22 protein-coding genes and 2 pseudogenes are annotated in these 24920 nt (G+C 34.6%); 23 read left to right on the top strand and 1 reads right to left on the bottom strand.

What is annotated here, in order from left to right:
* The first annotated feature begins 264 nt into the window (after window positions 1-264).
* From alaS to ACESM9_RS03525, 5 genes are all read left to right on the top strand, one after another.
* Window positions 265-2898: an alanine--tRNA ligase gene (gene alaS, locus ACESM9_RS03545; protein WP_372995353.1), complete on the top strand. Its 2634-nt coding sequence runs from the start codon at window positions 265-267 to the stop codon at window positions 2896-2898.
* A 65-nt stretch (window positions 2899-2963) separates the two neighbouring features.
* Window positions 2964-3221: an IreB family regulatory phosphoprotein gene (locus ACESM9_RS03540; protein ID WP_372995357.1), complete on the top strand. Its 258-nt coding sequence runs from the start codon at window positions 2964-2966 to the stop codon at window positions 3219-3221.
* 98 nt (window positions 3222-3319) lie between these two features.
* A complete protein-coding gene (locus ACESM9_RS03535) occupies window positions 3320-4267 on the top strand; it encodes an aldo/keto reductase (RefSeq protein WP_372995351.1) in 948 nt (315 codons plus the stop codon).
* Window positions 4268-4297: 30 nt separating this feature from the next.
* On the top strand, window positions 4298-4711 hold the full coding sequence (gene ruvX / locus ACESM9_RS03530; protein ID WP_372995349.1) for a Holliday junction resolvase RuvX: 414 nt from the start codon (window positions 4298-4300) through the stop codon (window positions 4709-4711).
* 90 nt (window positions 4712-4801) lie between these two features.
* Window positions 4802-5083: a DUF1292 domain-containing protein gene (locus tag ACESM9_RS03525; protein WP_372995347.1), complete on the top strand. Its 282-nt coding sequence runs from the start codon at window positions 4802-4804 to the stop codon at window positions 5081-5083.
* Between the two features lie 41 nt (window positions 5084-5124).
* Here ACESM9_RS03525 and ACESM9_RS03520 read toward each other — a convergent pair whose 3' ends face one another.
* Window positions 5125-6315: a pyridoxal phosphate-dependent aminotransferase gene (locus ACESM9_RS03520; RefSeq protein WP_372995355.1), complete on the bottom strand. Its 1191-nt coding sequence runs from the start codon at window positions 6313-6315 to the stop codon at window positions 5125-5127.
* A gap of 273 nt (window positions 6316-6588) precedes the next feature.
* Between ACESM9_RS03520 and ACESM9_RS03515 the strand changes: the two genes are divergently transcribed.
* The 18 genes and pseudogenes from ACESM9_RS03515 to ACESM9_RS03430 all read left to right on the top strand — a co-directional run bounded on the left by ACESM9_RS03515 (window position 6589) and on the right by ACESM9_RS03430 (window position 24866).
* The gene (locus ACESM9_RS03515; protein ID WP_372995345.1) at window positions 6589-7023 is read left to right on the top strand and encodes a Fur family transcriptional regulator; all 435 of its coding nucleotides are present in this window, start codon (window positions 6589-6591) and stop codon (window positions 7021-7023) included.
* Window positions 7024-7118: 95 nt separating this feature from the next.
* Window positions 7119-8786 (top strand): ribonuclease J, encoded by a 1668-nt coding sequence (locus tag ACESM9_RS03510; protein WP_372995343.1) that lies wholly within the window; start codon window positions 7119-7121, stop codon window positions 8784-8786.
* Window positions 8787-8928: 142 nt separating this feature from the next.
* Window positions 8929-9855 carry a diacylglycerol/lipid kinase family protein gene (locus ACESM9_RS03505; RefSeq protein ID WP_372995341.1) on the top strand — a complete coding sequence of 309 codons (927 nt, stop codon included), beginning with the start codon at window positions 8929-8931 and terminating at the stop codon, window positions 9853-9855.
* Window positions 9856-9868: 13 nt separating this feature from the next.
* Window positions 9869-10327, top strand: coding sequence for a QueT transporter family protein (locus ACESM9_RS03500; RefSeq protein ID WP_372995339.1), 459 nt, complete (start codon window positions 9869-9871; stop codon window positions 10325-10327).
* Window positions 10328-10401: 74 nt separating this feature from the next.
* Entirely contained in the window at window positions 10402-12222 is a 1821-nt protein-coding gene (gene typA, locus ACESM9_RS03495; protein ID WP_372995337.1) for a translational GTPase TypA, read from the top strand.
* A gap of 129 nt (window positions 12223-12351) precedes the next feature.
* A complete protein-coding gene (gene mltG, locus ACESM9_RS03490) occupies window positions 12352-13380 on the top strand; it encodes an endolytic transglycosylase MltG (protein ID WP_372995335.1) in 1029 nt (342 codons plus the stop codon).
* 67 nt (window positions 13381-13447) lie between these two features.
* Window positions 13448-14113: an O-methyltransferase gene (locus ACESM9_RS03485; protein ID WP_372995333.1), complete on the top strand. Its 666-nt coding sequence runs from the start codon at window positions 13448-13450 to the stop codon at window positions 14111-14113.
* Entirely contained in the window at window positions 14106-15341 is a 1236-nt protein-coding gene (locus ACESM9_RS03480) for a peptidase U32 family protein (protein ID WP_372995331.1), read from the top strand. The genes ACESM9_RS03485 and ACESM9_RS03480 overlap by 8 nt, the downstream gene beginning before the upstream one ends.
* Complete coding sequence (gene udk / locus ACESM9_RS03475; RefSeq protein WP_372995329.1) at window positions 15334-15960, top strand: uridine kinase; 627 nt, start codon at window positions 15334-15336, stop codon at window positions 15958-15960. Before ACESM9_RS03480 ends, udk begins: the two co-directional genes overlap by 8 nt.
* Before the next feature lie 75 nt (window positions 15961-16035).
* Window positions 16036-17712, top strand: a complete 1677-nt coding sequence (locus ACESM9_RS03470) for a peptidoglycan D,D-transpeptidase FtsI family protein (protein WP_372995327.1) — start codon at window positions 16036-16038, stop codon at window positions 17710-17712.
* A gap of 65 nt (window positions 17713-17777) precedes the next feature.
* Window positions 17778-18125 (top strand): annotated as a pseudogene (locus ACESM9_RS03465) (sigma factor); the annotation flags it as partial.
* A gap of 88 nt (window positions 18126-18213) precedes the next feature.
* Window positions 18214-18426, top strand: a complete 213-nt coding sequence (locus tag ACESM9_RS03460; protein WP_372995325.1) for a hypothetical protein — start codon at window positions 18214-18216, stop codon at window positions 18424-18426.
* Window positions 18423-19790, top strand: a complete 1368-nt coding sequence (locus tag ACESM9_RS03455; RefSeq protein WP_372995323.1) for a recombinase family protein — start codon at window positions 18423-18425, stop codon at window positions 19788-19790. Before ACESM9_RS03460 ends, ACESM9_RS03455 begins: the two co-directional genes overlap by 4 nt.
* Window positions 19780-20151: pseudogene (locus ACESM9_RS03450) on the top strand (sigma-70 family RNA polymerase sigma factor); the annotation flags it as partial. The gene ACESM9_RS03455 and the pseudogene ACESM9_RS03450, both read left to right, overlap by 11 nt.
* A 10-nt stretch (window positions 20152-20161) precedes the next feature.
* Window positions 20162-20668 (top strand): YqeG family HAD IIIA-type phosphatase, encoded by a 507-nt coding sequence (locus ACESM9_RS03445; RefSeq protein WP_372995321.1) that lies wholly within the window; start codon window positions 20162-20164, stop codon window positions 20666-20668.
* A 228-nt stretch (window positions 20669-20896) separates the two neighbouring features.
* On the top strand, window positions 20897-22579 hold the full coding sequence (locus tag ACESM9_RS03440) for a GspE/PulE family protein (protein WP_372995319.1): 1683 nt from the start codon (window positions 20897-20899) through the stop codon (window positions 22577-22579).
* Window positions 22580-22590: 11 nt separating this feature from the next.
* Window positions 22591-23643, top strand: coding sequence for a type IV pilus twitching motility protein PilT (locus ACESM9_RS03435; RefSeq protein WP_372995317.1), 1053 nt, complete (start codon window positions 22591-22593; stop codon window positions 23641-23643).
* Window positions 23644-23660: 17 nt separating this feature from the next.
* Window positions 23661-24866, top strand: a complete 1206-nt coding sequence (locus tag ACESM9_RS03430) for a type II secretion system F family protein (RefSeq protein WP_372995315.1) — start codon at window positions 23661-23663, stop codon at window positions 24864-24866.
* The last annotated feature ends 54 nt before the right edge of the window (window positions 24867-24920 follow it).

Here is a 24920-nt window from a genome sequence, read left to right as displayed (position 1 = left end):
CAAATCATATGGGAGATGCTTGTTGTCAAGAGCATTCCATCAATCTAAATATCAGGATGATTTTATTCTTCTTTTCCCTACAGTAAATTGACGCTATCTAAATCTACCAAAAAGTTGACAATAATTGTACAATAATATATAATTTTTCTATTAATAAGTTAATATTATGCTGAAAAGCAGAGTTATAAGTCCCATGGTATCAGCTTCATCCCAGCAGGGATGAAGATTTTTATTACCCACAAACATCTTAAGAGGAGGATAATAATGGAGAAGCTAGGATTAAATGAAATAAGAGAGAAATTTCTCAGCTTTTTTGAGACTAAGGATCATTTAAGACTTAAAAGTGCATCCTTAGTACCGGAAAAGGACAAGAGTCTTCTATTGATAAATTCTGGTATGGCACCCTTAAAACCGTATTTTACTGGGCAGGAGACTCCTCCCAAAGAAAGAGTTACTACATGTCAAAAGTGTATTAGGACGCCGGATATTGAAAGAGTAGGAAAGACAGCTCGTCATGGTACATTCTTTGAAATGCTTGGCAATTTCTCCTTCGGTAATTATTTCAAGAACGAAGCTATTGCCTGGGCATGGGAATTCTGCACTCAATGGCTCAAACTGCCTGAGGACAGGTTATGGGTCACTATATACCAGGATGACGATGAGGCATTTGAAATATGGAATAAAAAAATTGGTATAAACCCTGAAAGAATAGTACGAATGGGCAAAGAGGATAATTTTTGGGAGATTGGTCTTGGACCCTGTGGACCTTGTTCTGAAATTTATTATGATCGAGGTGAAAAGTACAGCTGCGGTAAACCCGATTGTAAGCTTGGTTGTGATTGTGATAGATATATAGAGTTTTGGAACCTGGTATTTACTCAATTTGATAGAGATGAAGATGGCAATTATAATAGGCTTGCCAATCCAAATATTGACACAGGCATGGGTCTAGAAAGAATGTCTGTAATAATGCAGGATGTTGATAATATTTTTGAAGTGGATACTATTAGGAATACTTTGGATTATATATGCAGCTTAGCCGGAGTAGAATACGGCAAGGATGAAAAGAAGGATGTATCCATAAGAGTTATAACAGACCATATAAGAAGTGTAACCTTCCTCATTTCTGATGGTGTAATCCCCAGTAATGAAGGTAGAGGATATGTATTGAGAAGACTTTTGAGGCGCGGAGCAAGGCATGGTAAGCTTCTTGGTTTCGAAGGACCTTTCTTGAGCAAGGTATCCAAAAAGGTTATTGAGTCTTATCATCAAGCCTACCCAGAGCTAAAAGAAAAGGAAGACTATATTGAAAATATAATAAACATAGAGGAAGAGCGCTTTGAAGAGACTCTTGAACAGGGATTGCAGAAACTTCAAGAGTATATAGATTCCATGGATGATAGCCGCACCCTGTCAGGAGAAGCAGCTTTTAAATTATATGATACCTATGGCTTTCCTCTTGATTTAACCAAAGATATATTGGAAGAGCAAGGTCTAAAAGTTGATGAAAAAGCTTTCATGAACGAAATGGAGCGTCAGAGAGAAAGAGCTCGAACAGCAAGAGGAGACAATGAAGTTGAAGGATGGAAAGAAGACATTTATTCTAAACTGGATAAAGAAATTAAAACAATTTTTGTAGGTTATGATAATCTAAGCTATCCAAGTATTATTAAGGCAATTATTGCAGATAATACTATAGTGGATAAGGCTTCAGAAGGAATGAATATAAATGTAATATTATCTGAAACACCTTTTTATGCAGAAAGCGGAGGGCAAGCAGCTGATACAGGTTTAATAGAAGGAACTGGATTCAAGCTTGATGTAAAGGATTGTAAGAAAGTAACAGGAGGAAGGTTTGTTCATTACTGCAAAGTACTAGAAGGTGAAGTAAGAGTAGGCGATTCTTGTACAGCAAATGTTGACAAAAAAAGAAGATTTGCTACTTCAAGAAATCACTCTGTAACTCATTTGCTGCACAGAGCTTTACGAGATATTCTTGGTACACATGTTGAACAGGCAGGTTCTCTTGTTGAAAAAGACAGATTACGATTTGACTTTTCTCACTTCAAAGCTATGACTAATGAAGAATTGGCATCAGTAGAAAAGGAAGTTAATTCGGCTATATGGAGAAGCATGGATATTACTGTTTCTGAAGCTACTATTGATGAAGCAAAAAAAATGGGGGCTATAGCTCTATTCGGAGAGAAATATGGCGATATTGTAAGAGTAGTAAAAATGGGTGACTATAGCATAGAGTTATGTGGCGGAACTCATATGAAAAATACCAGTCAAATTGGTATGTTTAAGATAATAAGTGAAGGTGGTATTGCTGCTGGAGTCAGAAGGATAGAAGCTATTACTGGAGAGGCTCTTTATGAGTATCTTCTAAATAAAGAGAATATTATAGCTGATGCATGCTCCAAGTTAAAGTCAAATGAAGATGAGTTGCTAAGAAAAATAGAACATACTATAAAAGAAAATAAAGAACTTGAGAAAGAAATACAGAGTTTAAAGGATAAGATAGCAGATTCTTCAATTAATAGTTATTTATCAAATGCACAAGAAGTAGGAAGTATAAAATATATAGTTATTGATACTGATTCATCAAGTATTGAAGACATGAGAGCTTTAGGGGATAAGTTGAAGGAAAAGCTAGAGAACGGTATAGCGATAATGTATTCTATTGGCAGTGACAAAACAACTATATTGGCTATGGCATCTAAGAAAGCAGTATCATCTGGAATACATGCTGGAAATATCATTAAAGAAGTAACAAAAATAGGTAATGGCAGCGGAGGTGGAAGACCTGATATGGCACAGGGCGGCATAAAAGATAATAGTAAGCTGGATGAAATTAAGGAAGCCATACCTATGTTAATAAAAAAACAAATAAAATAATCCTGTTGAAATAAATTCACTGCTATATTATGATAAAGATAGTAAATCCGGGAGGTGGTGGCATAATGTGCTCTAACATTGAAGAAACAATGAAATTTAAGGTGGAAAAGGAAAAAGAATATGTACCCGCAGAAATACTTATAAATGTCTATAAAGCTTTATTGGAGAAGGGTTATAATCCAATTAACCAGATAGTTGGATACATACTCTCTGGAGATCCAACATACATCACGAGTCACAATAATGCTAGAAGCCTCATAAGAAAAATGGAAAGAGATGAACTATTAGAAGAATTGGTAAAGTCTTATGTTAAGGACATATAAATAGAAGTATACATGCGGTAATTGACAAAATAGGCTGGAAGGGGTTTGGATAGATTCCTCCGGCCTTTTTCATTAATTTTATAAAATGTGAGGGAAATATGGAATACTCAAAATTAGGAAATACTGATATTGTTGTTTCAAAGCTATGTTTTGGAAGCCTGACTATCAGTCCTCTTCAATCAAATTTGGGCATAAAAGATGGGGTTTGTGTAATAAAGGAGGCTTTTGACCGAGGTGTCAATTTCATAGATACTGCCGAGTTATATGAGAACTATTCTTATATCAGGGGAGCAATAAAAGGCAGAAGGAGTAAGGTAATTATCTCTACAAAATCCTATGCTTATTCTTATGAAGGTGCTAAAAATAGCTTAGAAAAAGCATTAAGAGAGCTTAATACTGACTATATTGATATATTTTCACTCCATGAACAGGAAAGCGAGCACACCCTTCGAGGTCACAGTGAAGCCATCGAATATTTTATTAAAGCTAGAGATAAAGGATATATAAGAGCATTTGGCATTTCAACACATTATGTTGATGGTGTTAAAGCAGCTTTAAAGTATAATGATATCCAAATTATACATCCTATCTACAACAAAGCTGGTCTTGGAATTGTTGACGGTTCTGTGTCAGATATGGAAAACGCCATTAAAGAAGCTTATGAGGCTGGGAAGGGTATTTACTCCATGAAGCCTTTAGGCGGAGGTAATCTATTAAAAGATGTTGAGGGATCAATAGCTTATGTACTCAATAATCCGAACATACATTCAATTGCTGTAGGAATGCAAAGTATTGAAGAGGTAATCTACAATACTGCATTATTTGATGGGAAAGAAGTACCTGAATATATAAAGACTTCAATAAGCAAAAAAGAGAGAAGGCTGTTGATAGATTTTTGGTGCCAAGGATGCGGATCTTGTGTGCATGTATGTCAACAAGGTGCTTTATATATTAACAATAATAGAGCTGAAGTGGATGCTGAAAAATGTGTTTTATGCGGCTATTGCAGCAGACACTGTAAAGAGTTCTGCATTAAGATTATATGAATTAACTCATTAAGGATTGAGGTGAAGAATATGAGACTCATGGGGCTGGATGTGGGCGATGCAACCATAGGAGTAGCTGTAAGTGATGAACTTGGCTGGATGGCTCATGGTGTTTGTACAATTCGCAGAAAATCCATTGATTATGACCTTAAGGAACTTGATAAAATTATAAAAGAAAAACATATCTACAAAATTGTAATAGGATTGCCTAAAAATATGAATAATACTATTGGTGAAAGAGGTAACAAGTCAATTAAGTTTGGTGAATTATTAAAGAATTACTATCCTGAAAAAGAAATAGTTTTTTGGGATGAAAGACTTACAACTGCGGTAGCTGAAAGAACTCTCTTGGAAGCGGATGTCAGTAGAAAAAACAGAAAAAAGGTTATAGATAAAATTGCAGCGGTTCTAATACTACAAAGCTATATGGATGCAAAAAAATAATAATAAGCCAAAAGTGTATATTTTGTTAGTGTTGACATAGTATGGACTGTAGGATAGAATAACAATAAGCTTATGAAAGAAGGTGAGACAATGAGTGAAGATATGGACTTCATTGTACTATACGATGAAGACGGCAATGAAACTGAGTTTGAAGTTATTGCTACATTAGAATTAGATGATAATGAATATGCTATTCTGTTGCCTTCCGATGCGGAAATTGATCCTGAATCTGATGAAGTTGATGAAGTATATGTTCTCAGAATGGAACAAGACGAAAATGGAGAAGATATTCTCGTTGGCATAGAGGATGAAGATGAATTAAACGATGTTATAAAGGCCTATGAAGAGCTGATAAAGGATGAATCAAATTAATAATGAATAAAGGAAGCGGCTTGTTATAAGCCGCTTTTACCTTATCTATTATTGTAAGCTTCAATACCTTTGGCAAGTATGTCCATAGCAGCAACCAGATCTTCTTCTTTAAGGATATAGGCTAATCTCACTTCGTCCTTGCCTAATCCGGGAGTAGCATAGAAGCCTGCAGCTGGAGCTACCATTGTTGTAGCATTATCTATGTTGAAATCAGTTAGCATCCATTTAGCAAAATCCTCAGCATTATCTAAAGGTAATTTAGCAACAACATAAAAAGCTCCCATAGGTTTTTCACATACGACACCAGGCATATTTTTTAGTGCATTATATACTATATCTCTTCTTTTCTGATACTCATGATGTACATCATCGAAGTATTCTTTAGCAGTGTTTACTAATGCTGCAGCACCTATCATTTCAATCGTTGGTGCACATAGCCTTGCTTGTGCAAATTTCATTATAGTGCTCATAAATTCCTTATTCTTTGAACATATACAGCCTATTCTTGCTCCGCAAGCGCTATATCTCTTAGAAATACTGTCACATATTATTACTCTGTCCTCAATTCCCGGAATATCCATTAAGCTTGTGAATTTTAATCCATCATACACAAATTCTCTGTAAACTTCGTCGCCGATTAAGAAGATATCATGTTCTAAAGCTATTTCTCCAAGCATAGTCAGTTCTTCTTTAGTATATACAGCACCGGTGGGATTGCCAGGATTTGAAATCATTATAGCCTTTGTATTAGGTTTTATTAGACTTTTTATGTATTCTTTACTTGGTAGATGGAAACCTTCTTCTGCCTTAGTTGTAATTGGGCTAACCGTCATACCTGCTTCACAGGCGAATCCATTGTAATTTGCATAGAAAGGTTCAGGAATCAATACTTCATCACCTGGATCGCCTATTGCCATCATAGACATTATGATGGCTTCGCTTCCACCATTTGTGATTATAATTTCATTTTGTGCGAAGTCAATATTCCATTTCTTATAGTACTCTCTGAATGAATCAATAAGTTGAAGATCACCCTGTGATAAAGCGTAAGCTAATACAGGGGCATTGAAATTTCTAATTGCTTCGAAGAATAGTTCGGGAGTTTTTATATCAGGTTGGCCAATATTAAGATGATAAACTTTAATGCCTCTTTTCTTTGCTTCCTGTGCAAAAGGTACAAGTTTCCTGATTGGTGATGCGGGCATTAATTCCGCTCTTTTTGAAAGATTCAACAATTAAATCCCTCCTAAATACTAATAATTGCTTATAATAACATATGTAACTAATTAATGACTCTACTTAATCATATCATAACTTTCAGAAAAATTAAATAAAACAAATTTATTTTTTATAATATTGCATTGTATAGGATAATAAAAAAGACTTTTGTATGTTAAAATAGATTTCAGCATAACGGTTTTATCTTGGTGGATTGTTAATAATTATTGACAATATTTTCAATCAATAATAGAATAAAAATATATCATGTGAAGGATGCGGTTTTATTGAGTTATGGATATGAAACACTTAAGAAGAAATTAAAAGAGAAAGGTTTTAAGCTTACACCCCAAAGAAAGTCTATTATCGATGTTATTATCGCTAATCAAGGAAAGCATTTAAGTGCCGAAGAGATATATGATTTAGTTAAGAATAGTTGTCCCAATATAGGGCTTGCAACTATATACAGAACTATGCAAATATTTGATGAGGTTGGAGTGGTATATAAGAATAATTTTGATGATGGAAGAAGCAGATATGAATTATATCAGGATGAAGACCATCAGCATCATCATTTAATATGCATAAAGTGCGGGAAGGTTGTTGAGGTGGAAGAAGACCTGCTAGAACAGCTAGAAGTTGAAGTTGAAAATAAATATAAATTTTCAATAATGAATCATAACTTAAAGTTTTTCGGATACTGTCATCAATGCAGGGATTAGAGTATTGTAAGTTATTGCAATACTTTTTTCAATTGATAAAAAATATATAATAAGCAAATAATATTAGTGCGGGAAAAAGAAAGGAAGTATGTTTTTTGGCTAGTACAAAAGCAAAATTAAAACTTATACCATTGGGCGGATTGCAAGAAATAGGTAAAAACATGTTCGTGGTTGAATACAAGGATACTATAATTGTGATCGATTGTGGCCTTATGTTTCCGGATGAAGGGATGTTGGGAATCGATTTAGTGATTCCTGATATCAGCTACTTAATAAAGAATAAAGAGAAGATTAAAGGTATCATTTTAACTCATGGCCACGAAGATCATATAGGAGCATTACCATATGTGTTGAGGCAGATTAATGTGCCATTATACGGTACAAAACTTACTCTTGGTCTGGTAGAAAACAAACTTAAGGAACATACTACACTACCTGAGATAACCATGAATATAATAAAGCCCAGAGATGTAATAAAACTTGGCGATTTTGATGTAGAGTTTATTAAAACCAATCATAGCATAGCGGATTCAGTGGGGTTAGCTATACACACTCCTGTTGGTATTGTTGTACACACAGGTGACTTCAAAATCGACTATCAGCCAATCGATGGAGAATTAATTGATCTTCATCGTTTTGCAGAGCTGGGAAAAAAAGGTGTACTGGTGATGCTTGCTGATAGTACAAATGTTGAAAGAGAAGGCTATTCCATGTCAGAGAGTACTATGGGAAATAGCTTTACGGAGCTTTTCAGTAATGCTAAGCAAAGAATTCTTGTTGCAACTTTTGCTTCAAATATTCACCGTATACAACAGATTATAAATGCATCCATAAATTCTGGAAGAAAAGTAGCTATATCGGGTAGAAGCATATTAAATGTGATAAATGTAGCTTCCGAATTGGGATACTTGACTATACCGGATAATGTAATTATAGATATAGATAATATCGACAAATATCCACCTGAAAAAATCACTCTTATTACCACCGGAAGCCAAGGAGAAGCCATGTCTGCATTGACCAGAATGGCCTCATCAAACCACAAAAAAGTAGATATTGTACCTGGAGATACAGTTATAATTTCCGCTACTCCTGTACCGGGCAACGAAAAACTAGTTTCAAGAGTAATCAACCAACTGTTTAAGAGGGGAGCAGATGTAATATATGAAGCTCTAGCAGATGTTCATGTATCAGGCCACGCCTACCAAGAGGAATTGAAGCTTCTTCAAGCCCTTGTAAAACCAAAATTCTTTGTGCCTGTTCATGGAGAGTACCGTCATTTAATTCAACATGCACAGCTTGCAGAAAAAATGGGCATACCAAAAGAAAATATTTTTATTGCAGATAATGGAACAGTGATGGAGTTCACAAAGGATAAAGGACGAATCAATGGTACAGTAATGGCCGGAAGAGTTTTGGTTGATGGCTTAGGTGTAGGAGATGTAGGAAATATTGTTCTTCGGGATAGAAAGCATCTGTCACAAGATGGATTAATTGTGGTTGTTGTTACACTGAATAAGGAATCAGGTCTTGTTGTGGCAGGTCCTGATATAATCTCAAGAGGCTTTGTATATGTAAGGGAATCTGAAGACTTGATGGAAGAAGCAAAATCGGTTATTAAAGAAGCCTTGACGGAATGTGAAGAAAAAAGTATAACTGAATGGGGTACTATAAAAACAAATATTAAGGACAATCTGAGGGATTTTATATATCAGAAAACCAAGAGGAACCCAATGATATTGCCAATAATAATGGAAATATAAGGTTGGTACAAGGCTTCCAATGGAAGTATTCAAAGATTAAAGGGAGCCTTGTAATATATGAATAACAAAAGATTTCTATTGAAGGATTTAATAATTTAAGCCTTGATATCTCAAGGCTTTAGTATTTTGGGAGGCAGGCTTAGTGAAAAAGAAAGTATATGCAATAGTAAACCCTGTTTCTGCGAACGGTTTAACAGGAAAGGAATGGCCTAGTTATGAAAGCATAATAAAAGCTTCTGGTATTGATATGGATTATGTGTTTACTGAATATCCAATGCATGCAACAGCTTTAGCACAAGAGGCTCTAAAGAAAGAGTATGAAATTATTTTGTCAGTGGGCGGCGATGGCACCATGAATGAGGTGCTAAACGGTTTTTTTTATGATAGAGAACTCATAAATAAAAACGCATCATTAGCAATTTTTTCTAGAGGGACAGGCTGTGATACAATCAGAACCATTGGTATAGGTAAAGATGTGAATTCAATAATTGAAGTATTAAAACTTGAGAAAAGTCAGTTCCTTGATGTTGGTTTGGCAGAGTTCACCGGATATGGAGGCAAAAAGACACAAAGGTATTTTCTCAATGTATCAGATGTAGGTATTGGTGGGGAAACTACATATAGGGTTAATAAGAACTCTAAAGCATTAAAAGGCTTCTTATCCTTTATGCTAGGTGCTTTAACAACGATAATAACATACAGAAATAAAGACTTTCAAGTTACAGTGGATGATGTTGTAATAGATGAAAGGCTCAACAGCATCATTGTAGCTAACGGAAAGTACTTTGGGGGAGGAATGAAAATTGCTCCCATGGCAGAAATGAATGATGGATATTTTGATATAATAATTATTGGTAATTTAAGCAAATTAGATCTGCTTTTTAATTTTCCCAAAATATATAAGGGTGATCATATGAATCATCCTAAGTTGATGCACCTTAAAGGTAAAACAGTAATAGTAAATGCAAAACAAAAGGCACTGATTGAGGTAGATGGTGAACAACCAGGAGTAATAGGAGCAAAATTTAGTATACTGCCTCAAAAAATAAAAGTGCTAGTTGGAAAATAGGAGAGAAGTATTTATGAACAATAAGTATTTGGCGAAATCATCTCTTTTGGCTGCTGTTTATGTAGTATTAACAGTAATTTTAGGAGAGTTCTCCTATGGTCCCATTCAGTTTAGAATAGCTGAAGCTCTTGTCTTATTGCCCCTGGTAGAACCTGCAGCTATTATGGGAGTAACAGTTGGATGCATAATTGCAAATATTTTTGGAGGTTATGGCCCTATAGATATATTTGGAGGCAGCACAGTAACATTAATAGCTGCCTATTTGACAAGTAAAATGCCGAATAAAATTTTAGGTGCTATTCCACCCATAGTATTGAATGCACTTATTGTGTCTATTTGGGTAAGCAAATTTTCAGGAATTCCATATCTTATAATTATGGCTAATATAGCCTTAGGAGAAACAATTGCTGTAGGTGTTTTGGGAATTTTCCTTGTTTCTATATATGCAAAGTATATTAAAACAACAAGATAATGTTGTAATTATGAATAATCAAATGTATAATGTTTTTTTGTTGAAACAATTCGCAATAATAAAGGAAGTGTACCATGGATAATTTCGTACGAGAAGATATAAGAAACATTGCTATTATTGCCCATGTTGATCATGGTAAGACTACTTTGGTAGATGGACTGCTGAAACAGAGTGGGACTTTCAGAAGCAATGAAAATGTAGCGGAAAGGGTAATGGATTCAAACGAACTGGAGAGAGAAAGAGGCATTACAATATTAGCTAAGAATACAGCTATTAACTATAATGGGGTAAAAATAAATGTAGTTGATACACCAGGCCATGCAGATTTTGGCGGTGAGGTTGAGCGTGTATTAAAAATGGTGGAAAGTGTTCTTTTGATAGTAGATGCTGCTGAAGGACCCATGCCACAAACAAGATTTGTATTAAAAAAAGCTCTAGGTTTAAAGCTCAAGCCTATTGTGGTAATAAACAAGATTGACAGGCCTGATTCAAGGATAGAAGAAGTAATAGATGAAGTAATAGATTTATTTATTGATTTAGGAGCAGATGACGAACAGCTTGATTTCCCGATCATCTATACTTCAGCAAAGGCTGGCTATGCATTATATGATCTTAATGATGAAGGTAAAGATTTGACACCTTTATATGAAACCATAATTAACAAAGTTGCTCCACCTTCTGGGTCCTTAGATGGACCTTTGCAGTTCCAGATAACAACCATTGAGTACGACGATTATATCGGAAGAGTTGCAATAGGTAAGATTTTTAGAGGGAAAATTAAGTATGGGCAGAATGCTGTTTTATGCAAGATTGATGGTAGATTGGAAAATGTAAAAGTGGGAAGATTCTATGGCTTCAAGGGTTTAAAAAGGGTAGAGATACAGGAAGCTTTTTTAGGAGATATAATAGCTATTTCAGGTATAGAAGATATTAATATAGGGGAAACACTGTGTGATAGCCAAAAACCGGAACCTTTGCCATTAATAGAAGTGGAGGAGCCTACTTTATCTATGACTTTCATGGTAAATAACAGCCCCTTTGCAGGCAGAGAAGGTGAGTATGTAACATCCAGGCATTTAAGAGCAAGGTTGATGAAAGAACTGGAAACAAATGTAGCTTTAAGAGTTCGTGAAACAGATTCTCCAGATGCTTTCGAAGTCTATGGTAGAGGAGAACTTCATCTCTCAATACTGATAGAAACTATGAGAAGAGAAGGATATGAGTTTCAGGTTTCTAAGCCGACAGTAATTTTAAAAGAAATTGATGGCAAAATATGTGAACCCATCGAGAGTCTTTTCGTGGAGGTACCCCAGGATCATTTAGGGGTAGTAATGGAAAAACTGGGCTCAAGAAGAGCTGAAATGCTTAATATGAATACCACCAGTGACGGATATCTAAGGGTGGAGTTTAAAATTCCTACAAGAGGTCTTATAGGATACAGATCCCAATTCCTCACTGATACAAAAGGTAATGGAATACTGCATCATGTTTTCATGGGCTTTGAACCCTATAAAGGAGAAGTCCCTGAAAGAAACAGAGGTGCCTTAGTAGCTTTTGAAAGTGGGGAGACAACAACATATGGTCTCTACAATGTACAAGAAAGAGGAGAACTTTTTGTAGGGGCTGGTGTAGAAGTTTATGAAGGTATGATAGTTGGTGTCAATTCAAAAAGCGACGATCTTGATGTAAATGTATGCAAAAAGAAACATGTAACAAATATGAGAGCTTCTGGTTCTGATGAAGCTTTAAAGCTAAGTCCTCATATTGAAATGAGCTTAGAGCAATGTCTAGAATTTATTGCAAGCGATGAATTGGTTGAAATTACACCTAAATCAATTAGATTGAGAAAAAAAATACTTGATGGTAATCAAAGAGCAAAATTGAGAAAAGGATAATGTCTTGTCAAAAATTGCAGCAAGTTATATAATTATAAAGAATTATTATTACATGTAGACATGAACTGCTTAAAACAATGCTTACAGTGAAAAAAGATTTCTGTAAAGAAGCATGTGAGGTGCAACAATATGTTGAGAAAAAAATTTTTAACCATATCTATTCTTTTTATAATTATTATAATGGCTGCAATTTTTATTTACTATAATATTTCATTAATGCCAATGGAAGATACCTCACAGGGTAAAACTATTACTATTATCATACCAAACGGTGCAAATTCAAGTCAGATTGGATCTATATTAGAAGACAATAAACTGATAAGGAATAAGACTGTATTCAGGATATACAGCAAGTTAAACAATCTAGACAGCAAATATAAAGCAGGAACCTATGAAATTAATAACTCTATGGATATAAAAGCTATTTCTGAAATGCTACTACAAGGGAAAGGTTTTACTGAAGTTATACGATTTACTATACCAGAAGGTTATGAAATCAGAATGATTATAGATAAGCTGGTAGAACTGGGGTTAGGCCAGAGAGAAAAGTATGAGGAGCTGCTAAATGAAGCAGATTTTGACTTTAGTTTTATTGAAGGTATAGAAAGAGAAGAAGGCAAACTCGAAGGCTATCTTTTCCCCGACACCTACGAAGTGTATAAAGGATCTTCTGAAAAGGAAATAATAAATAAAATGCTTAAACGCTTTGATGATGTCTTTAATGATGAATATATAAAAAGGTCTAAAGAATTGAACATGTCTGTTGATGAAGTGGTGACTCTTGCATCCATAATTGAAAGAGAAGCAAAAATAGACGAAGATAGAAAGATGATTTCCTCTGCATTTCATAACAGACTAAAAAATAATATGTATCTGCAATCCTGTGCAACTGTACAGTATGTTTTAAAGGAAAGAAAAGAAAACTTACTATACAAAGACCTGGAGATTCAATCTCCATATAATACTTATAAAAACCCTGGTTTACCTCCAGGACCTATTGCATCACCAGGTATGAAATCTATTGAAGCTGCATTGTATCCTGAAAACACTGAATATCTTTATTTTTTTGCAAAGGATGACGGTTCCCATGTATTTTCAAAGACTTTTAAGGAACATCTACAATTACAAAACAAATATAAAAGTGGATTATTAGATTAATAACATTAATAGGCAATACATGTGGTTTCACATGTATTGCCTATTAACATGAAAGATGGTCGATAAAATGAGCAATATCAATTACGATTATATTCAAAACTATGTAAACCAGCTAATACCAAAGTCTGAAGGGATATTAGCAGAGTTAGAAGGCTATGCAAAAGAAAATCATGTTCCCATAATAACTCCAGATGTGGCTGCTTTTCTATCAATTTTAATAAAATCTACCAATGCAAAAAAAATACTTGAGATAGGAACTGCCATAGGATATTCTGCTATATTGATGGGTAGGGCTGCAGGCGACAACTTTAAAATTACCACCATAGAAAAGAACCAGGAAATGATTGATCTAGCTTCAAAAAACATAAAGGCTGCAGGTTATGATAATAATATTAATATATTAAGTGGAGATGCATCTGAAATTCTACAATCTATAGATGATAACTATGATATGATATTTATAGATGCAGCTAAAGGACAGTATATGGATTTTTTGAGACTTTCATTTGATAAGTTGAAAATCGGAGGTCTGTTTATTTGTGATAATGTCCTATTCAGAGGAATGGTGGCAGAAAGAAGTCTGTTGATAAGAAGAAAAATAACAATAGTAAAGAGGCTAAAAAGATTTCTGAGTTATATATCTAATCATGAGGCCATGGATACAGTGGTAATTCCAATGGGTGATGGAGTTTCAATAAGCATGAAAAAGAAGGAGGCAGTAATAGATGACTAAACCTGAACTACTAGCGCCTGCAGGAAATTTAGAAAAGCTAAAAATGGCGTTAATATATGGTGCTGATGCAGTATATCTAGGTGGAGAGAGATTTGGTTTGAGGGCTCAAGCAGGTAACTTCTCTATGGAAGACTTGAAAGAAGGTGTAAAGCTTGCTCACGAGTTGGGAAAAAAGATATATGTTACTGTAAATATAATACCCCATAATGAAGACTTGGAAGGCTTTAGTGATTATGTAAAAGAGCTGCAAAGCATAGGAGTAGATGCACTTATATTCTCTGACCCTGGAATATTTCTGATTATTAAAGAAGCTGCTCCTGGTATGGAGTTGCATCTTAGTACACAAGCCAATAATACAAACTATAAGAGTGCAGAATTTTGGTATAAACAAGGTGTTAAAAGGATAGTATTAGCAAGAGAATTAAGTTTAACTGAAATAAAAGAAACTATTGATAAAGCACCAAAGGGTTTGGAATTTGAAGCTTTTGTCCATGGAGCAATGTGCATGTCTTACTCCGGCAGATGTTTACTTAGTAATTACATGGTTGGACGAGATGCTAACAGAGGTGAATGCGCACATCCATGCCGCTACAAATATTATTTGGTAGAGGAAAAAAGACCAGGTCAATATATGCCTGTAGAAGAAGATGAAAGAGGCACATATATTTTTAATTCGAAAGATTTATGTATGATAGAATATATACCGGAATTGGTCAACTCAGGAATAAAGAGCTTTAAGATTGAAGGTAGGATGAAAAGCTCCTATTATATAGCTACAGTTGTAGGAGCTTATAGGAAAGCAATAGATCAATATATAAAGGATCCAGATAATTTCATATTGGATAAGGAATGGGTTGATGAGGTACACAAAGCAAGTCATAGAGAATTTTCCACTGGTTTTTACTTTGGAAAACCCGACAGCAAAGGACAGATATATGAAACTAGTTCTTATGTAAGAGACTATGCCTTTGTCGGTGTTGTAATGGATTATGATAATTCAACAGGAATTGCGACCATAGAACAGAGGAATAAAATGTCTTTAGGAGAAGAAATAGAAGTAATAGGACCTAAAAAGAAAATGTTTAGCCAAAGAATTGAGGAAATGTGGGATGAAGAAGGACAAAAAATAGAATCAGCACCACATCCTCAGCAGATAGTAAAAATGAAGATGAAACATGATGTGTCTAAATATGATATTATCAGGAGGGAAAGAAAAGAAGATGAATAAACCATTGTTGATTGGAATAACTGGGGGTACCGGCTCAGGCAAAAGTACTGTTGCTAAAGCTATTTACGAAAGTCTTCCAAAGAACAATATAATTATAATAGAACAGGACAGCTATTATAATGATCAAAGCCATTTGACACCTGAAGAAAGGATAAAGACCAACTATGATCACCCCCTGGCCTTTGACACCGATCTGCTGGTTTCCCATTTAAAAGACCTCCTTGATAACAAGCCTATAGACAAGCCTTTATACGATTTTACCGTCCATAACAGAATGAAAGAAACTATAAGAATAGAGCCTAAAGAGATTATTATTCTTGAAGGAATATTGATTTTGGATTCCCCTGAAATAAGAAAGCTGTTGGATATAAAAATATATGTGGATACTGATGCAGATGTCAGGATCATAAGAAGAATACAGAGAGACATGAAGGAAAGGGGTAGAACTCTGGAATCAATAATAAAACAATATACTGAAGTAGTAAAACCTATGCATTATGAATTTATAGAGCCTACTAAGAGGTATGCAGATATAATAATTCCAGAAGGAGGATACAATAAAGTAGCTATTGATATAATAGTTGCAAAAATAAAGTCTATACTGGGAATAACAGGATAGATAAGAATACAACCTCCCCAATTGGCCAATACTATATTTATAAGTATAGTATTGGAACTTTTTTGGAGGGGTTTTATGGTAGATCAAGAAGTACCTTTTGTGAGCAAAAAAAGAATTCTGCTTATAGGGTCTATACTTATACTGATATGTATATCCCTACTTGGCAGATTATTTTTTATACAAATAATTAAGAAAGATGAGTACAGTAAAAAGGCTGTACAGCAGAGATTAATGACTATTCCTCTAGACATAGAAAGGGGAGACATTTTTGATAAGAATATGATTCCATTTACAGGGAGAGAAATTAAGAAATACATAATTGTTTATCCTGATTATATACAAGATAATAATGCTGTTGCATCTGTAATTTCAAAATTGAGCGGCACATCCTATGAAGATGTATTAAAGGAACTGGACTCGGATGCAGATACACTTGAATTCATTTATGAGAAAGAAAATGAAGAATTGTTAGATTTAATAGAAGCTGGAAAGTTAAAGGGAGTAATAGCAATTGAAAAAAATCATAGATATTCTGATAAATCTATAGGAAGGCATGTCATTGGTTATATCAGCAAATCTGATAAAAATGGTGAAATGGGAATTGAAAGAAGCATGGATAATTACTTATCATCTGCAAGTGGAAGGAGCCTTATTGCTGTTGTGGATAGCAGTAAAAACATTATTCCGGGTCTTGGTTTCAGGAAGGTTGAAACCAATAGTAATGGATTAAATTATGGGATAAAGCTTACTTTGGATTACCATATACAAAAAATCGTGGAACAAGTTATGAAAGATAATAAGGTTAATGGGGCTGTAATTGTGATGGATGTAAAAACAGGAGAAATATTGGCTATGGCAAGCCACCCTCATTATGAGCAGGATGATATTCAAAAATATATAAATAGTAATGGTGAAGAGCTTATTAACAAATGCATTTGGCCTTACGATCTAGGTTCGGTCTTTAAGATTGTTGTTGCTGCAGCAGCAATTGAAAGTGGGAAAATCGATCTTGATCAGAAATATAAATGTGAAGGAAGCATTGATGTAGGAAATAGTAAAATTAATTGTTCTACACATGAAAGCCACAAAGACAGAGAAATAACCATAGATGAAGCTTTTGCCTTATCCTGTAATACAGCTTTTGTAAAAATAGGAATGGAACTAGGTGCAGAAACCATATTGGATATGGCAAAAAAACTTGGTCTCGGTGAAAAACAATGCTTCGAATTATTAGAAGAAAAATCCGGCTACATTCCAAAGCCTGAGGAAGAGGGTATAGGAAATATATCTATTGGGCAAGGAAAAATTCAAGTTACTCCTCTTCAAGTAACTTCTATGGTGTCTACAATAGCCAATAATGGAATAAAATATAATAGTAGATTGGTTGATGAATTGATAAATGAAGATGGTGCTACTGTAAAAAAGATTGATAAAGGGCATCCTAAAATTGCTTTATCTCCGACGACTGCTTATAGATTAAAAAAGATGTTAAGAGATGTTGTCACATATGGTACAGGTAAGCAAGCGGATATAGGAGCACAACTTGGGGGAAGCAGCGGCAAGACAGGTACTGCAGAGACGGGAATAGATAATGGAAGAATAATACATGGTTGGTTTACAGGTTTTATACCATCAAACAATCCCCAATATGCCATTACTGTTTTTATAAATAACGGTCGTTCAGGAGGTAGATCAGCAGCTCCTGTTTTTAGACAGATAGGAGAAGCCATAATTAAAAATATTAAGAGATAGGACAGTCACAAAACTAACTTTAAAATCATATAATTAAAAGTGACACTAAAATAGGAGGGTTCAACATGCTGCTATTGATTTGTACCTTGATTGCAGAGGCATTTAAGGATCTTATTTTGCTTTTTGGCTATGTTCAAAGTACCAATTCTTTCCCGCAGCCCCTGACTCCTGAAGAAGAGCAGTATTACCTGGAGCGTTACCAGAATGGTGATGAAGACGCAAAGAATATATTAATTGAACGAAACCTAAGACTGGTTGCACATATAGTAAAAAAATTCAGCAGTGGTAAGGAAAGTGATGATCTCATATCTATAGGAACAATAGGTCTTATAAAAGCAATTGTTACCTTCAAAGGGGAAAAAGGTACAAGGCTTGCTACCTATGCTGCCAGATGCATAGAAAATGCAATACTCACATGATAGGAACATAATACCCCCTTATTTCACATATAAATTGAAGTAGACTTAGTATTCTGTTATATGTGAGATAAGGAGGTTTTCTATGTCTAGGTTGCAAAAAGCATATATTATAGAGATTCATTATCCTAAATCAGAAGAAGGTATATATAAATTAAGGAAAAGGGTTATAGAAGCCTTCGATAAATTGTTTAAAGAACATATCAGATTCTTATCAATCAGCGAGAGAGAAAAGAAAAAAGTGTACGATGAAATGATGGAAAGTATTGTTCATCATGAGGGGATTGATGAGAATTGAGAGTTGCCATATATTCCAGGAAGAGTAAATACACAGGAAAAGGAGAGAGTGTAGAGAATCAAGTTCAGCTTTGCAAGGAATATGCTGTTAAGAATCTTGGTTTCGATGATAAAGATTTAATAATATATGAAGATGAAGGATTCTCGGGCAGCAACACTAAGAGGCCTGAGTTCCAAAGGATGTTAACCGACATAAAGAAGAAGAAAATTGATTTAATAATATGCTATAGATTAGATAGAATAAGTAGAAATGTACTAGACTTTCTTAATCTGATAGAAATCTTAAGTAGAGACAATATAGGTTTTGTATCTATCAGAGAACAGTTTGATACTACTACTCCTATGGGAAGGGCTATGATGTATATTGCCTCTGTATTTGCACAACTGGAGAGGGAAACAATAGCAGAGAGAATAAAAGATAATATGTTGCAACTTGCTAAATCAGGACGGTGGCTAGGAGGTAAACTTCCTACAGGTTTTAAATCAGAGTCTATTATTACAAAGGAAAAAGGAGAAAAAGAAAAAAAAGAATATAAGCTGATTCCAATACAAAAAGAAATATTGCTAGTGAAAGAAATATATAATAAGTTTTTAGAATTAAAGTCTCTATCTGCAGTAGAGAACTATTTAATAAATAATAACAAAAAGACAAAAAACGGAGCGGATTTTAATAGACACTCTATTAAGCTGATCTTAAAAAACCCTGTATATGCAATAGCTGATAAAGACACTTACAAATACTTGGAACGTAAAGGATATAGCATTTGTTCCGATTTAAGTGAGTTTAACGATATAAATGGGCTTATAGGATACAACAAAACAAAGCAATCAGCAGAGAATAAAAGCATTAAGTATAGAGATGTGAACCAATGGATAATTGCTGTAGGTAAGCATAAGGGTATTATACCTGGCAGAGACTGGATTGAAGTTCAGAAATTGCTGGAGAAAAACAAATCTCATGCTTATAAAAGAGAAAATAGTTCTCATGCTCTTCTGTCTGGAATCCTGAAATGTAAAGAATGCGGTAGCTTCATGAGACCAAAATCCATGAAGAGGTATACTGCTGATGGGAATCAGGTATATTATTATATTTGCGAGAGAAAGGAAAAGAGTAAAAAGGATAAATGCCAAAATAAGAACATTAATGGAAATAGAATTGACCTTCAAATAATAGAAAGTATGAAAGAAATAATGAGAATTCTCCAGCTGGGATTTATTAAGGATGAGTTATGGAATTCAATGAATATTAGAGTAAGAAGATGTTTTATTAGGTCTATAATAACTCAAATATTGTGGAATGGAGAAAAAATTGATATAATCCTAGTTGATGAAGATTTGTTACCTCAATGTAATAATAGCAAATGAGATATTAATGACAATTCGTGCATCAAAAAAGACAAAGTCTGAAGTATCTATAAATGAACCCATAGGCATAGATAAGGAAGGCAATGAAATATCACTTATAGACATACTGGGAAGCGACGCAGATTTAATATTGGATGAGGTGGAGTTAAAAATTCAAATAAAAAAACTATATCAGAAAATGGAATCAATTTTGAAAGACAGGGAAAAACAAATATTGGAACTAAGATATGGTCTTTTAAACGGAGTATGTAAAACTCAAAGAGAAATTGCAGATATGCTGGGTATATCCAGATCATATGTTTCCAGAATAGAAAAAAGAGCTATCAAAAAGCTCTATAAGGAGTTGTACTTGGAGAGCTAAGAGGTGTAGTATGAAAAAACTATTAATGCCAGATCTATATTATGAGTCTGTTTTTTTTATAGATAATAAGGAACTAAAGAGAAGAGGCATTGAAGGCATAATAATTGACATTGATAATACTTTAGTACCTTGGGATGTGAAAGAGGCAAATGCTAAGGTAATAAATTTTATTGATGATATACTACAACAAGGGTTTAAAGTATGTATAATATCTAACAATACGAAAAAAAGAGTGGATAAATTTAATGAAATGCTAAGCCTGCCATCTATACATAGGGCAGGAAAGCCAAAATTAACCCCATATTTAAAGGCTATGAAGCTTCTAAATACAAATAAACAAAATACTGCAGTTATTGGTGACCAACTCTTCACCGATGTGCTTGGTGGCAATCGTTTAGGGTTGTTCACCATTCTTGTTGCTCCAATGAGCTCGAAAGAGTTTATATGGACCCGATTTGTGCGCAAATTAGAGAGAATTGTATTAAATAATATCCTTGACCAAAATTGTTGTAGATAATCGCCAATTTTTAGATTTATTTTAAAAAAATTGCAGGATTTTTTCAAGAAATATAGAATATAGTCTCATAGTAATATAAGAGTACTATGGAGATAGGACTTATGTACTATGGATTAAGTTAGGAGCTTAAACATAGTGTAGTTGTAACATAACCGACTATTTTGTATTAGTTGGTTTTTTTAGTATACATAGACTTGGGTAATCATGTAGCAGCGAGAGGGTGATAAATTGAAAAGAAATCTTAGGCTTGGTGATATGCTGCTAAGTTCCGGTAAGGTAACTGAAAAACAACTCCATGAAGCTATAAACACACAGAAGAAAATAAAAACTAAAAGACTTGGAGAAGTCTTGGTGGATCTAGGATATGTAAAGGAAGAAGATATTCTGGAAATTCTGGAAAAGCAGCTTGACATCCCAATTATAGATTTATCCTATTATTATATTGATCCTAAAATCACTGCACTTGTACCAGAGAATATAGCACGAAAATATGATTTGATTCCTATAGATATAATAGATGGAGAATTGCTTATAGTTATGAGCGATCCTCTCAATATATTTGCAATCGATGATGTTAAACTCTTAACAGGCATGAAGGTAAAGGTTGCACTGTCTTCTAAATCAGTAATAACCAGGACCATAAATAAATACTATACACAGGAAGGAACAAAAAAAGCAATAGAAGAGTTTGAAGAAAGCTTTGTGCCTAACAGGATGGACGATCTAGATGAAAGTGAGTTATCAGATGTGAATAGTGCACCAGTAGTTAAGCTGGTAAACACTATAATCGGACAAGCTGTAACCATGAGAGCCAGTGATATACATATAGAACCTTGCGAAAACAGCATAAGAGTTCGTTTCAGACTGGACGGAGACCTCCAGGAGATTATGAGCTTTTCAAAGAAAAGCCATATGGCTATAGTTACAAGAATAAAGATTATGGGAAGAATGGACATAGCTGAGAGAAGAATACCTCAAGACGGAAGAGTTGAAATGGAGATAGAAAATAAAGCTATAGATATGAGGATATCTTCCCTTCCTACAGTCTATGGCGAAAAAATTGTCATCAGGTTGCTGGACAGAGATAATTTTAACATTGGTAAAGAAGATTTAGGTTTTTCAAATAATAATTTAAAGCTGTTTAACAAAATAATAAGACAGCCCTATGGAATAATATTGGTTACAGGCCCTACAGGTAGCGGTAAAACTACAACTTTGTATGCTATCCTGAAAGAACTGAATAAGGAAGAAAAAAATATAATAACTGTAGAAGATCCAGTAGAATATAAACTTCATGGCATTAATCAGGTACAAGTAAATACAAAGGCTGGATTAACTTTTGCAAGCGGACTTCGATCTATACTAAGGCAGGACCCAGATATAATAATGGTAGGAGAGATAAGGGATTCAGAGACAGCTGAAATAGCTGTAAGGGCATCCATAACAGGGCATCTTGTATTGTCTACCCTACATACTAATGATACTGCTTCAACTGTGGTCAGGCTTATTGATATGGGTATAGAATCTTATTTGGTATCCTCTTCTGTCATAGGTATAATATCTCAACGATTGGTTAAGAGACTGTGCAATGGATGCAAGACAAGTTATATTGCCAGTGATAAGGAAAAAAGAATGCTGGGTATTGCAGATACTGGGGATATAAAGCTTTATAAACCCAACGGCTGTAATCGATGCATAAAGGGCTACAGAGGGAGAATACCTGTTCATGAAGTGCTTTACATAGATGAAACAATAAGAAAGCTTGTAGATAATAAAGGTACTACAGACGAGATAAAAAATACAGCTATAAAAAATGGTATGACTACATTGTATGAAAATGCAGTAAATTTAGCTTTGGAAGGTATTACATCCATGGAAGAAGTGCTAAAAGTAGGTTTTACCATAGATTAGGAGGTCATAAATTGGATATTTTAAATATAGTAAGAGATGGTGTTGAGAAAAAAGCTTCAGATATTCATCTTACAGTTGGAGTGCCCATAATTTACAGGATAAATGGTAAATTGATAAAAATAGGAGGAGAAGCATTAACACCTCAAATGACAGAAAAAATGGTAAAGGACATATTGAATGATATTCAGCTCAAGGAGCTGATGGAAAAAGGTGAAATAGATACATCTTATTCAGCTCCAGGTGTAGCCAGATTCAGAGTCAATGTATATAAGCAAAGGGGAAGTTTTTGTTTAGCTATAAGAATAATTCCCCTCAACATACCTACTATGGAAGAGCTTGGTGTTCCCCCTGTAGCTAGAGATTTAGCCCTTATGCCAAGAGGACTCATATTAATTACAGGTCCTACTGGAAGTGGCAAATCCACAACCCTTGCAACTATGATTGATTTGATAAATCGAGAAAAAAATTGCCATATTCTCACATTAGAAGATCCTATAGAATACTTGCATAGGCATAATAAAAGCATAGTAAACCAAAGGGAGATTGGCAATGACTCAAGAAGCTTTGCAAATGCTTTAAGGGCAGCCTTAAGACAAGATCCAGATGTGATTTTAGTAGGAGAGATGAGGGATCTTGAGACTATTAGCATAGCGCTTACAGCAGCAGAGACGGGACATCTAGTGTTATCTACACTTCATACCTTGGGAGCTGCTAAAACCGTAGATAGAATAATAGATGTATTTCCGCCCTATCAACAGCAGCAAATAAGAATTCAATTTTCTTCAGTTATACAGGGGATTATTTCACAGCAGCTTTTTCCAAGGGCGGATGGAGAGGGCAGAGTTGCGGCCTTTGAAGTAATGATTGCCACATCTGCCATAAGAAATCTTATTAGAGAAGAAAAGACCCATCAAATAGATACAGTAATACAAACTGGATCTCAATATTCAATGCAGACTTTTGACAACTCTCTTTTGAACCTATATAAAAAAGGGTTAATCGATAGAGATACAATCTTAACGCAAGCTACAAATCCTGATATTTTAAAAAAGTTTATATTATAAGCGGGCGGTGATATGCTTTGCAATATAAATATAAAGCCGTTGCAGATAATGGCAGCATTATTGAGGGCATTCATGAAGCAGAAAGTGAAGCTGAAGTAGTTGCTATGCTGAAAAGCAGTCGATATATGCCCATACATATTGAAGAGACATATAACAGTGGTGCAAGCAAAAGTATTACTCTTGCGAAGGTAAAAAAGAAAGACTTGGCAGTATTCTGCAGGCAGTTTTATACCATGCTCAATGCAGGTGTAAGCATAGTAAAATGTCTCGATGTACTGGAAAAACAATGTGAGAATAAACTGCTAAGAAAAGCAGTGGGTGAAGTCTACGATAGTGTGCAAAAGGGAATGACTCTGTCAGAGGCTATGAAAAACAAAGAAAAGGTATTTCCTAATATACTCATTAATATGGCAGAAGCAGGAGAAATGAGTGGAAGCTTGGATGTTATTATGGGGAGAATGGCCTTCCATTATGAAAAGGAAAATAAGATTGAAAACAAGATAAAAGGAGCTATGGTCTATCCTATAGTATTGGCAGTTGTTGCCATAGCAGTAGTTGTATTCTTGCTTGTTGCTGTGATGCCGACATTTATAAGCATGTTCCAAAGCAGCGGAATAGAATTGCCTGGTCCTACAAAAATGCTGCTCAACATAAGCAACTCTATAAATGATTTCTGGTACATGTATATAGTTGTTTTCGTTGCTATAACTATGGGTTTAGGTTATTATAGTAAAACTGATGTTGGCGGTATGATGCTCGATATTATTAAAATTAGAATACCTATAATAAAGGACATCAATATTAAAGTAGCTACATCAAGGTTTACAAGAACTTTATCTACTTTGCTGGCAAGCGGCATACCTCTTATACAAGGAATTGACATAGTATCTAAAGTTATAGGAAATAGATATATATCAATGAAACTCGAAGAAGTAAAAGAAGATGTACGAAAAGGAATACCTTTATCCAGGACTATAAAGAATATTGCTGTTTTTCCACCCATGGTAGACTCAATGATAAAGGTGGGAGAGGAATCGGGAGCTTTAGACGATATATTAAATAAAAGCGCTGACTTTTATGATGAAGAGGTAGAAACCTCTCTGCAGAAAATGACAGAGTTGATACAACCTATTATGGTGGTCATAATGGCTCTGGTAGTAGGCTTTGTAGTTGTAGCAATAGCACTGCCAATGTTTGAAATGGTCAACACCATTCAAATATAAAATCTTTATCATATATATACGGGGAGGGATGTAAATTTAAGGGACAAGCATATT

Source organism: Lutispora sp. (assembly GCF_041687175.1).
Classification (GTDB): Bacteria; Bacillota; Clostridia; order Lutisporales; family Lutisporaceae; genus Lutispora.
The sequence above is the reverse complement of the archived record's forward strand: the minus strand, read 5'-3'. Positions and strand labels throughout refer to the sequence as shown.

Excerpts from the sequence above, each read along its gene's own strand:
- ruvX (WP_372995349.1), top strand. The coding sequence starts at position 4,298 with ATGAGACTCATGGGGCTGGATGTGGGCGATGCAACCATAGGAGTAGCT.
- ACESM9_RS03500 (WP_372995339.1), top strand. The coding sequence starts at position 9,869 with ATGAACAATAAGTATTTGGCGAAATCATCTCTTTTGGCTGCTGTTTAT.
- mltG (WP_372995335.1), top strand. The coding sequence starts at position 12,352 with ATGTTGAGAAAAAAATTTTTAACCATATCTATTCTTTTTATAATTATT.
- typA (WP_372995337.1), top strand. The coding sequence starts at position 10,402 with ATGGATAATTTCGTACGAGAAGATATAAGAAACATTGCTATTATTGCC.
- ACESM9_RS03525 (WP_372995347.1), top strand. The coding sequence starts at position 4,802 with ATGAGTGAAGATATGGACTTCATTGTACTATACGATGAAGACGGCAAT.
- ACESM9_RS03460 (WP_372995325.1), top strand. The coding sequence starts at position 18,214 with ATGTCTAGGTTGCAAAAAGCATATATTATAGAGATTCATTATCCTAAA.
- alaS (WP_372995353.1), top strand. The coding sequence starts at position 265 with ATGGAGAAGCTAGGATTAAATGAAATAAGAGAGAAATTTCTCAGCTTT.
- ACESM9_RS03535 (WP_372995351.1), top strand. The coding sequence starts at position 3,320 with ATGGAATACTCAAAATTAGGAAATACTGATATTGTTGTTTCAAAGCTA.
- ACESM9_RS03485 (WP_372995333.1), top strand. The coding sequence starts at position 13,448 with ATGAGCAATATCAATTACGATTATATTCAAAACTATGTAAACCAGCTA.
- udk (WP_372995329.1), top strand. The coding sequence starts at position 15,334 with ATGAATAAACCATTGTTGATTGGAATAACTGGGGGTACCGGCTCAGGC.
- ACESM9_RS03480 (WP_372995331.1), top strand. The coding sequence starts at position 14,106 with ATGACTAAACCTGAACTACTAGCGCCTGCAGGAAATTTAGAAAAGCTA.
- ACESM9_RS03540 (WP_372995357.1), top strand. The coding sequence starts at position 2,964 with ATGTGCTCTAACATTGAAGAAACAATGAAATTTAAGGTGGAAAAGGAA.
- ACESM9_RS03470 (WP_372995327.1), top strand. The coding sequence starts at position 16,036 with ATGGTAGATCAAGAAGTACCTTTTGTGAGCAAAAAAAGAATTCTGCTT.
- ACESM9_RS03445 (WP_372995321.1), top strand. The coding sequence starts at position 20,162 with ATGAAAAAACTATTAATGCCAGATCTATATTATGAGTCTGTTTTTTTT.